Source organism: Aeromonas sp. 600527 (assembly GCF_049175415.1).
GTDB lineage: Bacteria > Pseudomonadota > Gammaproteobacteria > Enterobacterales > Aeromonadaceae > Aeromonas > Aeromonas veronii_A.
On the sequence record NZ_JAAKVA010000001.1, the window covers coordinates 183,044 to 195,076 of the forward strand.

Annotated in this window: 16 protein-coding genes; 13 read left to right on the top strand and 3 right to left on the bottom strand. The window is 51.4% G+C overall.

The features are described from left to right. The first annotated feature begins 388 nt into the window (after window positions 1-388). The 3 genes from G5154_RS00840 to G5154_RS00850 are packed head-to-tail and all read left to right on the top strand — an operon-like array spanning window position 389 to window position 2,123. The gene (locus tag G5154_RS00840; RefSeq protein WP_421263822.1) at window positions 389-979 is read left to right on the top strand and encodes a DUF1367 family protein; all 591 of its coding nucleotides are present in this window, start codon (window positions 389-391) and stop codon (window positions 977-979) included. Further along, window positions 979-1,308, top strand: coding sequence for a nuclease domain-containing protein (locus tag G5154_RS00845; protein ID WP_421263823.1), 330 nt, complete (start codon window positions 979-981; stop codon window positions 1,306-1,308). Before G5154_RS00840 ends, G5154_RS00845 begins: the two co-directional genes overlap by 1 nt. A 44-nt stretch (window positions 1,309-1,352) precedes the next feature. Continuing rightward, window positions 1,353-2,123 carry a TIGR02642 family protein gene (locus tag G5154_RS00850; protein ID WP_421263824.1) on the top strand — a complete coding sequence of 257 codons (771 nt, stop codon included), beginning with the start codon at window positions 1,353-1,355 and terminating at the stop codon, window positions 2,121-2,123. 1,007 nt (window positions 2,124-3,130) lie between these two features. On the opposite strand, the gene umuC is transcribed toward G5154_RS00850, so the two are convergent. Further along, a complete protein-coding gene (gene umuC / locus G5154_RS00855) occupies window positions 3,131-4,402 on the bottom strand; it encodes a translesion error-prone DNA polymerase V subunit UmuC (RefSeq protein WP_421263825.1) in 1,272 nt (423 codons plus the stop codon). 3 nt (window positions 4,403-4,405) lie between these two features. Beyond that, the gene (gene umuD / locus G5154_RS00860) at window positions 4,406-4,828 is read right to left on the bottom strand and encodes a translesion error-prone DNA polymerase V autoproteolytic subunit (protein ID WP_069529490.1); all 423 of its coding nucleotides are present in this window, start codon (window positions 4,826-4,828) and stop codon (window positions 4,406-4,408) included. 129 nt (window positions 4,829-4,957) lie between these two features. On the opposite strand from umuD, the gene G5154_RS00865 reads away from it, so the two are divergent. Then, window positions 4,958-6,268: a DUF3427 domain-containing protein gene (locus G5154_RS00865; protein WP_421263826.1), complete on the top strand. Its 1,311-nt coding sequence runs from the start codon at window positions 4,958-4,960 to the stop codon at window positions 6,266-6,268. 13 nt (window positions 6,269-6,281) lie between these two features. Continuing rightward, the gene (locus G5154_RS00870) at window positions 6,282-6,914 is read left to right on the top strand and encodes a hypothetical protein (RefSeq protein WP_421250115.1); all 633 of its coding nucleotides are present in this window, start codon (window positions 6,282-6,284) and stop codon (window positions 6,912-6,914) included. Window positions 6,915-6,953: 39 nt separating this feature from the next. Here the strand turns inward: G5154_RS00870 and G5154_RS00875 are convergent, their stop codons facing one another. Beyond that, on the bottom strand, window positions 6,954-7,793 hold the full coding sequence (locus G5154_RS00875; protein ID WP_421263827.1) for a lysozyme inhibitor LprI family protein: 840 nt from the start codon (window positions 7,791-7,793) through the stop codon (window positions 6,954-6,956). A 289-nt stretch (window positions 7,794-8,082) separates the two neighbouring features. Between G5154_RS00875 and G5154_RS00880 the strand changes: the two genes are divergently transcribed. The 8 genes from G5154_RS00880 to G5154_RS00915 all read left to right on the top strand — a co-directional run bounded on the left by G5154_RS00880 (window position 8,083) and on the right by G5154_RS00915 (window position 11,977). Further along, window positions 8,083-8,493, top strand: a complete 411-nt coding sequence (locus G5154_RS00880) for an H-NS family nucleoid-associated regulatory protein (protein WP_421250117.1) — start codon at window positions 8,083-8,085, stop codon at window positions 8,491-8,493. Between the two features lie 91 nt (window positions 8,494-8,584). Next, window positions 8,585-8,956: a hypothetical protein gene (locus G5154_RS00885; protein ID WP_278166668.1), complete on the top strand. Its 372-nt coding sequence runs from the start codon at window positions 8,585-8,587 to the stop codon at window positions 8,954-8,956. Window positions 8,957-9,080: 124 nt separating this feature from the next. Further along, window positions 9,081-9,296 (top strand): hypothetical protein, encoded by a 216-nt coding sequence (locus tag G5154_RS00890; protein ID WP_421263828.1) that lies wholly within the window; start codon window positions 9,081-9,083, stop codon window positions 9,294-9,296. Then, window positions 9,293-9,787 (top strand): lysozyme, encoded by a 495-nt coding sequence (locus G5154_RS00895; protein WP_267511794.1) that lies wholly within the window; start codon window positions 9,293-9,295, stop codon window positions 9,785-9,787. Before G5154_RS00890 ends, G5154_RS00895 begins: the two co-directional genes overlap by 4 nt. After that, window positions 9,784-10,344: a DUF2514 family protein gene (locus G5154_RS00900; protein ID WP_421263829.1), complete on the top strand. Its 561-nt coding sequence runs from the start codon at window positions 9,784-9,786 to the stop codon at window positions 10,342-10,344. The genes G5154_RS00895 and G5154_RS00900 overlap by 4 nt, the downstream gene beginning before the upstream one ends. A gap of 27 nt (window positions 10,345-10,371) precedes the next feature. Further along, window positions 10,372-10,551, top strand: coding sequence for a hypothetical protein (locus G5154_RS00905; protein ID WP_069529520.1), 180 nt, complete (start codon window positions 10,372-10,374; stop codon window positions 10,549-10,551). Then, on the top strand, window positions 10,552-11,439 hold the full coding sequence (locus G5154_RS00910; protein WP_421263830.1) for a terminase: 888 nt from the start codon (window positions 10,552-10,554) through the stop codon (window positions 11,437-11,439). 40 nt (window positions 11,440-11,479) lie between these two features. Further along, complete coding sequence (locus G5154_RS00915; protein WP_421263831.1) at window positions 11,480-11,977, top strand: hypothetical protein; 498 nt, start codon at window positions 11,480-11,482, stop codon at window positions 11,975-11,977. Window positions 11,978-12,033 lie beyond the last annotated feature (56 nt).

Sequence of the window (12,033 nt, forward strand, 5' to 3'; positions counted from 1 at the left end):
CAGGTACCAGATTGTTGCCATTACCTTGAGATGTGTGACAGAACTTACTAACAATCCATGGTTTGAGATGATACCCATATGAGCATTAAAGGTGGAGTGTTTTTGAAGTAGTTACGCCAAATTGTTTGTTTAGTCGTAACCAAAATTGACTTCTGCCTAGGCCTAAGTTGGGCTGGCTCTGGGGGAATGGAGGTTTTCTGTCGCGTGACATTGCTCGATATTTCGCCTTAACATGATCCTGCTGGACCTAGACCACCCGGCTTTGTATGACCACTCAGGACCCAGACCATGACTAAGCAACACACTCGAGATCTATCCGCAGTTTGTTCCTGTGGAAATTCCTGTATTGCCAATAGGCCCCCCGTGGTTATAAGCCACAGGAGGTGATATGGACCTGACCTTGCTGAGGATGTCTGGTGGGGTTTTGGTTCCATCCACCCCGGCAGATGCTGAAGTTATTCGGTTGATGCCTATTGGTACCACTATCCAGGCACAGGGTAGGGGACGTCGTAATCTTGCCTTTCACCGCCGCTTCTTTGCCTTACTCAATCTGACCTTCGATTATTGGGAGCCAACTGGTGGCTTAGTTTCGCCAGCAGAGCAGGGGATCTTAGATCGCTTTGTTCGTTACCTCTCACACTTCGGTGCTACCCACACCTTGGACCAAGCCAAAGAAGAGTTCATAGACCAACTAGCCAGCCTTCGGGTCGAGCGCCATGGCCCCCAGGCTGAGAAGTCATTCGAGGTGATGCGTAAATGGCTTATTGTCGAGGCCGGCTACTACACGATCGTGATACTCCCGGATGGAGGCATACGGAAGGAAGCCAAGAGCATTAGCTTCGCCAAGATGGGGCAGGAGGAATTTGCAGATCTCTATCGCGCAGTCTTCGGTGTTTGCTGGCGCTATGTCCTCAGCTTGCAGTTCAGCTCTGAAGCTGAGGCCGAGGAGGCCGTGACTCAACTAATGGGGTTTGCCTGATGAGATTTGAGACGAGCCCGATCCGTTCTCAGGCGCTCCGTGATGGCGCCCGCGGCCAGGCCTGCAAGCTTCAACTGCCCGGTGTCTGTATTGGTGGCACCCATACTACCGTTCTGGCTCACCTTCCGAGTGCCCCGCATGGCATGGCCTTGAAGGGGGATGACCTGGTGGCGGTTGAGGCATGCTCGGCATGCCATGATGCTATCGATGGCCGGCTTCCCTATGACTGGGAACCAGGGGAGCGAGAGGAGGTGATTTATTCCGCGTTGACCCGTCAGCTGCACAGCTGGGTTGTGCGGGGGCTTATCAGCGTCAAAGGCGCAGCATAAGCCATTTGCTTTTAATCAGGACCAAGACCACAGAGGACCAACTCATGAGCTACTCACTGGAAATGGCATTGCGACTGTTCTCCCCCAAGGGGGCACTCCATGAGCCAATCAGCGGCAACTTCAATGCCCTGGGCCGTGACGACTTCATCGGCGCCCTGCAGATTGCGGCCAAGTCAAACGAACAGGGACTGCAATATCTGATGGCGGATCACCTTGTTGACCCGCAGTCTATCGTTGCTCTGCTTACCTTCTTCGAGAGTGAGCTGGGGTGTGAGGAGGCAGCAGGCATGGCCCTGGCCATATTGCTTCGACGTCCACTGCCTGAACAGTTAGACCGGCTGGTGTCATCTCACCCTTACTTCGATAAGGAACGGCGCAGAGCATCGGTGGTAATGGAAAGAGCGAAGCGGGCTCATAGGGCTGGTAATAACCATGAGTATCGCCACCTGCTGGCAGAGCGTAACGGGATATTGAGCGCAGCCCGGGATCGCTGTGCGGATGAGATCCTGCAAACTGGCCGCTGCCCGCAGTGCAAGGGAACCGGCAGGCGTCTGCGACTGGGTGATGAGTGTCCGAAGTGCCACGGTACCGGGCGAGTGGTCCCAGATGCTGAGCTCGTGTCACGGCGCTTTGGAATGGCAATGAGCGAAGCAATAGAGCGGCTGGTTGACGAGGTGATTCACCAGGCGTCGGACTTAGTGCGGATCATGGACCGACAGGTGAGGGAGATGCGGGGGGGGGTGACGCGATTTTCCCGGCATTTTGTGGCGACAAAATCGCTTCAAAATCATGCCACTAAATGTAGTGTCGTTTAGCTGCTGGATTTGAAAGTAAACTTGAGTTGATTTTGAAGGGGTAATACAGCACTATTATTGCAACCAAAATCTTCGGATTTAGGTCAAGATTTTCTCACTAAAATTGTGAGAAAAAAGGGCCCGAAGGCCCTTGGTTAGAATAGTAGACTCCTGTATTGCTCGATCACTTCACCTAGTTGCTGGAGCAACGCAAGGAGTACGAACAAGGTTTTGGCTGCGGCAAACAGCTTTACCTTCAGATTAGATGGCTCGACAGCGGCAAACTGTTGAGCCTTCTTTTTTGCTGCTTTCGCAGTTGCATCCCGTCCGCTTGGACGCCTTTTTATCGCCATGCAGTTCCTCCACATTAGGCGGTTGATAAAATCGTTTAAGTAAAATCATTTTCACCTCACTCACGGTTTTCGTTTGCTGTGGCAGTGGCCAATTCCTGCATTTTCCGATCATTCGTCAGCAGGGACAAGGCATGATTATCAATCGCTCTGTTTCGATTTATGACCCCACTGACTCCATTGTCAGAAGCTATCAGAAAGCAGGTGTCTACGGCAAATCCGACGGTGACGGGGAAGCCAAACCGTGGTCTGTTTGCACAGTATGTGTCCTGCAATGCGGATTGAGGTCAAGTTAGGTTGCCATCATCGCTAAACAAAACCCTCTTGGGGGATTTCCGCGTCTCCATTGACATCAATCGTGACATCACGACAAGCTAATTTCGAGTATCTCCTGGTGTGTAGCAGGGCCACACACCCGCTAAATTAAAAGAAGTTGGCTGTGGAGGGACTCAATGGACAGCAAATGGAAGTGGCCTGTGATTAAGGCAAGCTGGTGATGTTATTTCTATTGTGTGTACTTAATTCGAGGGGGCTGACGTGACACGTCCTATTTGCGGGGTGTGCTGCTTATGTCGCGATTCGTTCTTGTCTATTAAAGTAGACAAATGAATGCTCGTTCATACATGCGTAAACGTGGTTTAACCATTAGATTTTGAAAGATTTTTTCTTTCACGCTTATCATTTTACGACCAATAGTTCAGATAATGAGGTCGTGTATCGCGGACTGAGTTGTTCCCGTTTCATCATCCACTCTCTGTTATCTTTCCCTCGAGTCCCGAAGAAAATTTTCCCCAAGCCTTCCTGATTGATCTTGTCGATCACCTGCATCAGAGCCCCACTGCGAGGCTCTTGCTGCTCCATTGCAAACAGGTCACCTTGCCGGATCCCTGAGGGAGTGAAGTCAGCCAGCATGACGCCTGCTTTCTGGTACCGGTAACCATCTCTCCAGACTTGTGAGAGGAGAGGAGGGATAAGTGCCAGCAGTGCCCGGGTATCGCTGGTAGGAATGGCGACCCTGGTACTGATGTGCTTGCCGTAGTAAGGCTCTTTCTCATTGAAGGGACTGGTGCGAACAAACAAGGTGATATGGCTGCAGCACATGCCCTCAGCCCGTAGCTTCTCCGCGGCTCTCTCCATGTAACCGGCGAGAGCCTGATGCATAGGACCAATTGCTGTGATGCGTTCGCCGAAGCTCCTGCTGCAGATGATCTGCTGTTTGGCCTGGGCTACTTGCTCGAGGTCTGCACAGGGGATCCCCCGCAGCTCCTGCACTGTCCGCTCGACGACTACGCCATACCGGCTCCGTAGACTCTTGGGGTCGGCAGCCACGAGGTCAGAGACCGTCTTGATGCCTTGAGCCTCCAGCTTGGCTGTCAGCCGTCGACCTATGCCCCAGACTTCCTCGACCGGTGTAATAGCCATCAGCCTGGCCCGCCTTGCCTCATCACGTAGATCGACCACTCCACCGGTGGCCGGCCATTTCTTGGCGGCATAGTTGGCAAGCTTAGCCAGGGTTTTGGTGGGGCCAATGCCAACACCAACGGTGAGCCCGGTCCATTGCTGCACACGTGCCCGCACTTGGCGGCCATATTCCAGCAGGTCGCCAGCCCAGCTTTCGCTCAGTTCAATGAAGGCCTCATCAATGCTGTAGACCTCAACTGTCGGTGCCATCCCCTCCAACACGGTCATGACTCGGTTCGACATGTCGCCATAGAGGGCATAGTTGCTGGAGAACCAGACTCCCCCCATTGCCTCAAAGAACTGGCGGATCTGGAAATAGGGGACTCCCATCTTGATGCCAATGGCTTTGGCTTCTGGGCTGCGGGATACCACACAGCCGTCGTTGTTGGAGAGTACGACGATCGGCACCCCCTTGAGGTCGGGGCGAAATAGCCGCTCGCAGGAGGCGTAGAAGTTGTTCACATCGACCAGGGCAATTACGTGGGGCATGGCTTACCCCAGCTTGGTTTTGTGCAGGACGAAGGTTACGACCCCGAATATCTCGAGCTCTTGTCCCTCTTGCAGGTAGATGGGAGCAAAGTCCGGGTTGGCAGGCATCAGCGCAGGATACGGACGCTCCTGCAGCCGTTTCACTGTGAACTCGCCATCAAGACAGGCCAGCACAATGGCGCCATGGCGTGCTTTGAGCGCCCTATCGACGATCAGCAGATCACCATCATTGATTCCTGCCTGCACCATGCTGTGCCCGCTGGCTCTGACATAGAAGGTGGCGGCCGGGTGCTCCACGCATAGTTGGTTCAGGTCGATCGTCTGTTCGACATAGTCCTGGGCGGGGGATGGAAAACCACAGGCCGCAGGGGACAGATATAAGGGGATCTCAAGTGCTGGCGAATCGAGTTCAGGTACTGCAAACATGGTTAGGACTCTATTGTGCTGTATATAAATACAGTATAGCCTTGCTGCAGATGAAGATCACCGTGATCAAATGAAGCTTGCCTAGTGGTATATTGGCGCAATATCGAGTCTAAAGAGGGCTAAGTGGCTGTGGCAAAAGGACAAACAGCAAGGCAGAAAGACCTTGCGAGAGAACTTCGTGAGCTTACTGCAGAGCATGTGCTGCGGGCCGTAGAGACCTTTGAACAGATGGGGGGCGATGTTCCCACCTATAAACATTCCACCACATATGACCTGCTCATCGAAGGCCGGCGCTATCCGCCCAAAGCCATTCTGGGGTTAGCAGCCCAAGATCTACTTGGCCATGAGTTCCCGTCATCCAAGTTCAGTGGTGGCTTAAATAGCCCGTGCTTCAACATCCTTGAGAAGCTGGGCTTCACGATCGTACCGAAAAGCACTGCTCTCCGACTGGTGCCGCATCACCTGTATTCACGTGAAGAAGTGGCTTCAATCTTTGCGCCAGGGAAGCCATTTACCCCGGGGGCTGGGTCGTGGGGCCTGTCAGGGATCATCAGCAATGCTCCAGGAGAGCGCGATTTTGTCTTCTTCGTAACCCTTGGGGTGTATGAGAGCAATGACTACGATGATGCCCTGACTGCTGATGGCTACTTGATTTGGAAGTCTCAGAACCAGCAGACGCCAGACAGTCCCCTGATCAAGTCATTGGTAGAGCATGATGACACGCGTAATAACGTCAGGCTTTTCCTGAGGACCTCTAAGAAAGAGGAGTACACCTACATGGGGCCATTGGCCTTCAATGACTGGGATCCACAATCCAAGAACCCTGTACATTTCACTTGGAAGCTCCTGAACTGGCCGTTGCCATCAGATGTTCATGCCCATTTTGCTCAGCACATACGGCCGGCGTTATCCTCGCTGTATCACCCCACAGCGGAGAGTGCAGTACCTGGCTCGTTGAGCCAAAGTGCGCCACCCAAAGTTAGTGCCGGTGGTGCGAAGAAGGGGAAAGACACGAAGGGCGGTACGGTTGACTGGGCGGCCCGGGAGCAGCGTAACAGGGAGCTGGGGTTGGCCGGGGAACGCTTGGTTATCGAATACGAGCAAAACAGGCTGCTTCAAGCCGGGTATTCTGACCTGGCGGCCCGGGTTGAGCATATCGCGTTGAGCGACTCTGCTGCGGGGTACGACATCCTGTCGTTCGAAGAGGATGGCACAGAGAAATTCATAGAGGTTAAGACCACTGCGGGCCCAGCCTCAACACCGTTCTACATAAGTGAGAATGAGGTGAATGTTTCCAGGCAGCTGAAAGAGCGGTTCTGGCTGTATCGAGTACATAGCTATTCTCGGGACACAAACAGTGCTGAGTTTTATGTGAAAAATGGGGATGTAGCAGCAGGCTTTACTCTGATGCCTACGACTTACAAAGCCCTATGCCAGTGAGGAGGGGGAGGGAATGGGATTACTGAATAGCGCTGGGTTGATTGTTATCATCACTGCATTTCTATTTGGGTCTAGCACTGCATATACGAACTCAGAGCTTCGACTACTTGGACTGGATTCAGATTTGATGGAAAGAAGTTTTCATCAGGTGCTATATCACGGATTCATAATGAATCTATGGTTTATATTCCTGATGCCAGTCTTTTTGTTTATGGTTTCGTTTGTCTACTATCACGTGGTAGATTTGTTTAGAAGCTCTTTTTGTAAATCAAATAGAAAGAGATTTATAAATGGCCGTCGGTATTTGAAACCATTAAGAAAAATTGGCATTCAGTTCAAAAAAGAGAGTTATGCATTAAAGCGACTTGGCTTAGCAAAAGAATTGTCATGGGTGTTTATGTCCATAACACTGTTGCTTATCTTAATGATTGCGTATCACGAGCAAGCTGGCGAGCAAGCAGGAAAAAAGGTTATTGACATGGTTCGGAGTGGAAAAGCGCCTATTGTTCACATAGGGGAAGGGGATAAAGAGTATTTTATGTTGTATTGCGGGGCAAAAAACTGCGCAGCATATGATGCGAAAGCGAAAATGATAAAGTACTTCGTGCAAGACAATTTTTCAGTACAAAAAAGCATCGGGCTGTGATGATATAAAGAGGGCCGGTATTAACCGGCCCCTCACGCATCAAAAATCTGATGCTCCCTTCTTCATTTCATTGTTCATGTTGTTGGCTTTTACGGCCGCATTGAACTCATCACATTTGATCTTGAGACCAGAGATATTACCATCGCTATCGACATGCGATGTGATTTTTTGTAGGTAGTTATTGTATGATGTGCTGACAAATTTAGAGTCATACATTTCAATGGATGCTTTTGCATTTTCAAGCATAGCCGCCCTGATTTTGGGGACGCCAGAGAAATTGAATTGCTCATACTTGTCGCACAGATCCCAAAGCACCATATCGCGGGCGAAATCGTTCATTTTAGCTTCGCTCATGCGGCGAGCCGCCAACTCTTTTTGTTCTTGTTCAATTCTGGCTGCTTCTTCTGCTCGCGCTGCTTCAGCTATTCTTTCTGCTTCTAGGCGTTTTGCAGCCTCTTCAGCTGCTTTCTTTTCTTCTTGCTGGCGTTTCAACGCATCTTCTGCAGCCTGTTTTTGCTCTTGCTGACGTTTTGCCGCATCTTCCGCTTCCTGGGTGGCGGTCAAGGAAGCCATCGCTATAGCAGAGGTATCGAGATTACTGATCTCAGTGATTCTTTGCTTGTACGCGGCGATAAGCAAGGCATCGCTAGCTGAAGGGATTCGAACGTTTTTAAGCCAGCTGCGCTGGGATGCTTTCAACGTAGGGTGTTTTTTAACTTGTACTTTGTAGATTTCAGATAGCTGGCTATCGAGTGAAGATAACTCTTCGTTGTTGCAGATCCGGTGTTCGATAGGTGCTGATGCTAGAGAGCAGTCAAAACCAGCAGCAAAGACGCTACCAGATAAGGTTAGTAGCGCAGTAGTTATGATCTTTTTCATGGTTTGTCCGTAATTTTATTATTAGCGATATGATCATTTCATGGAGCTACACGTGAGATGCCTGTTACTCGGTAGTCCTATGTGGAACTTATTATCCCTCAACAGGAAGGATTTCTACAAGTGACGTCCAAAGAAATAACCGTTTAAATACCACATCAAAACCATTGAAATACCAATGCTTGATATACGATAATCAGAAGGTATTAATTCCTGTAGCAAAAACGAGCAAGCGGCATTCAACTTTGGGTTTTGCTGTAAGATTAACTCCATCATTTAGAAGAGAGATAGCATGAGCGAGTTTAACAAGGTATTTCTGAATCAACGTAGTCTGCGTGCGGCTTTGCGTGAGCTGAGCTTTGAGCAACTGACTGAAGCAAAGGAAAAGCTGGATATGCTTTTCAAAGAGCGCGAAGAAGCTGAGCTGAAAGTTATGCAGGAGCAAGAAGAACGTCAGGCTAAACTGGCCGAATTCCAAGCGATGCTGGAGCAGGCTGGTATTGATCCGAGCGAACTGCTGGGTGCTGGTGAAGGTAAAGGCGCCAAGGAGACCGCAGCTAAGCGCACCCGAGCTCCTCGTCCTGCCAAGTACAAATACACCGAAGATGGTGTAGAGAAAACCTGGACCGGTCAGGGCCGTATGCCCAAGGCAATTGCCCATGCGGTAGAGGGCGGCGCAGCGCTTGAGAGCTTCTTGATTTAAAGATCTATCTCTAGGCAGCCAAGGCCCCCTTGGCTGTTTTTATATGTTTCCAATAAGAGCTAGACCCTAAGGGCGCCGAAAGGGGTTACTAATGCATTCCAATACACTGTTCCTATTGCCGCGAGACTTTTTCTTGCGACAGCTATTTGTCATGCTGTGCTGGGAGGTGCTGTTTGGTTTTCTCATCATCAACTACAGCAAATTAAGCTTTAATGCTGTAGACGCCCGCTCTGTTACTCTCATGGTATTGGCTGGCGTATTCCTGATTCTTTACCCCCATAGCCGATATGCGACTCAGAAGATCATTGATTTTATGATTGGTGCCGATCGGTTGCAGTATTCATCAGTGCCTGCGTTATTCGAACGGAAAATGGGGAAGTCCTTAGTCAGTCTGGTTCTGATACTGATTTTAGGTCCGGCCAACATAGTGGCGCTGTGTATACAACGACTGCGGTCACGTTAGGCTGACGGTTGAAAGATCCGATTTAGAGCGTTAGCATCTCCCAAAGATGGCCAGAGTCTTACCGACCCTGGCCTTTTTGTTTCTAGCCCGCCTCGTGCGGGCTTTGTCGTTTCTGGGGGGAGGGATGAGCAAAGAGGAAGGGGTGGCAACGGCCGCAGTGGTCTCAGGGGTTGCCGTAAAATCCGGCCCGCCTGTCATTGTCTCAACGATGACTCTGGCGGGCTATTCGCTCAATGACTGGGTGCTTGCGGCCACGCTGGTCTGGATTGTGGTCCAGATGGGGTGGTTTATTTGGAGCAACATCATCCGGCCTCGGCTTAACGGGGGAGGGAGGGAATGAGCAAAGTACGCGTCGCTGTTGCCGCACTGACGCTCTCCGCCGCGGGCTTTGTGGGGATCTTGAATCGAGAGAACATCAAGCTGGAAGCATACCCAGATCCAGTTCACGGCTGGCAGGTACCCACCATTGGGGCCGGTAGTACCGAGGGGGTGAAGCGAGGCGACAAGATCACTCCGCTCCAGGCTATCAACAGGAGCTTGCGTGAGGTCCGCGTGTTCGAGAGCGCCCTCAAAGGCTGCATCAAGGTACCGCTCTACCAGTATGAGTACGACGCCTACGTCCAGCTGTCGCACAACATCGGCCAGGGGGCGTTCTGTCGCTCTACGATAGTGAAGCGCCTCAATGCTGGTGACTACGAAGGTGCTTGCGAGGCGATCCTGCTGTTTCGACGTGCCGGCAGCCAGGACTGCTCTGTGCCTGGTAACCGAGTATGTGGTGGCCTCTGGGCAGACCGGCTGCGCCTGCATGCACAGTGCAAGGGTGGAACATGACTCCAAGCAGCTATGCCAAGGCTGCCCCTTATGTCGCTGGCGGCCTGGTCGTTGCAATCTTGCTGGGCTCAGGCCTGGCCTTGTATCAGTACCGCTACAGCGAAGGCTATCGCGCCGGGGAGCAGGACGAGCGGCTTTTGTGGCAAGCGAAATGGGACCGACAGGCAGCAGAGCTCGCTGCAGCCAAGGCCAGAAACTTGGAATTGGCGCGTGAAGAAGAGCAGCGTCGTCAGAATGAAATTGAGAAGGTGAGACGAGATGCAGAACAAGACATCGCCCGGGCTGAAGCTGATGCTGCTGCCGCTAATGCTGTCGCTGGTAGCCTGCGCGAACAAGCCCGCCGCTTGGCAAGCCGAGCCAGTCAGTGCGCCGGCAATCCCGGTACTGCCCAAGGAGGCTCGGCAGCAGGCCAGTCTGCCCTGGTGCTCGCCGACCTGCTCAGCCGGGCTGATGCTCGAGCGGGAGAGTTGGCTGCAGCATATGACCGAGCTCGAGCTGCAGGACTAGCGTGTGAGCGTGCTTACGATGCTCTATCTGCCACAAAGCCCCGCCGATAGGCGGGGTTTCTGTTTGTGGGGGAATGGATGAACTGGAATGAAGATCTGGAGCATGTTGGGAAAATGACCGGTGTTGTACACGGTATCCTGTCCCACGATGGCGATACAGCACTGGTGCTCTTGAACACTGGCGTCGCTGTGGAGGTATCTGCGACTCATCTGCCAGTACCTGGGGACACCGTTGTTGAAGGTGAGTTGTCTGTATAAATGGCCCGAATCGACTGGCTTGCGATGCAAGAGGAGTTCACTGCTGAGCACGCAGCCTCTGGCATCAGTGTGAAAGAGTGGTGCGAGAAACAAGGCCTCAACTACCAATCTGCTCGGCGCCATATCAAGTTTCGAACTGCGCAAACTGCGCAAACTGCGCAAACTGCGCATTCAGATGTGCGCAATGCGCAAAGTGCGCAGTCCAAAGTGCGCACAATTGCGCAATCTGAGAAGAATGCGCAACCCAAGGGGAATGAAGGCAAGGCCAAGAGGAGAGAGGGAGGAGAGAGAAAGTCATCTTCATCCACACAACGCCTAGTGGGCAGAGGCCAAAACCCGAATACCAACGGTCGTGACTGTGGTGGTCGCTTCATGGATGGCAACTCTGGTAATCCTAATCCCCCTAATCAGTGGCGCCCCGGCGACAGGCCAGCACTGACCCACGGCGGTTACGCGCAGTTCCTCGATGCGCCAGAGCTGTTCGACCAGGCCGAAGAACTGAGGCTGAGAGATGAGCTGATATTCACCCGGGCGCGCGTTATCTCTGTCACCAAGACCTTGAAGGCGTTGCAGCAGGATCTCGCTACGGCAACCGAGATGGCCGACAGGCTCGCCCTCTATGAAAAGCTCCTGAAAGCCGAGCAGGCCCTCGACCGGAACATTCAGCGCATTGAATCCATCGAGCGCACCCTGAGTGCGATGCGGATTGATGAGGTAACCGGGCCCAAGATTGAGGCCGACACTAAGCGCATTGAGGCGGCTACCCGCAAGTTGAAGGCCGAGGCAGATCGGCTGGAGAAAGATGGTGGCAGTGAGACCACGCCTGTCAGTGAGATGGTTGATGAGTTGCAGGGAATGGGAACTGGGGGGCTCATGAATTCAAAATAAATTTGTTATGATTGCACATCTGTCAGCTGGGATCATATTCATGAAAACAGAATATATGAATATCGCTATTTTAATTCTAACTACTTGCACTTTATTGGTTGCATTTTCACAAATGAGAATTGCAAGCGCCAAAACAAGAATGGATCTATATAATAAACGTTTTTCAATATATTTGACTGCTCTCGATTACTATCAAGCATTATGGCTGGATCATTCTGAAGAGAGCGTTAAGAGCATAAAAGAAAAGGCCGTGTCTTTTACGAAGGCATATAGAGAGTCACAGTTCCTCTTTGATGCAGATAGCGGTATATATGAAATTCTTGGTGAGATGCAACAGCATGGAAGTACAATGTCCTACTACATAAAAAGGCGCGTGGAGTGCGACACGCAGAATGTAGAGGACCGTAGTGATTTGCTGCCTCTGTTGACTGCATATAATGAATCATACCCTCTTTTTGAAATGAAGCTTAAGACCCTGGAATTGAAGATGAAGAAGTATCTTGATTTTTCAAAAATTGATGGATGGCGCTTGGTTTAAAGGTTATCCATAAAAATAACCGTTATAAATATATTACCAACCCGCTTCGGCGGGTT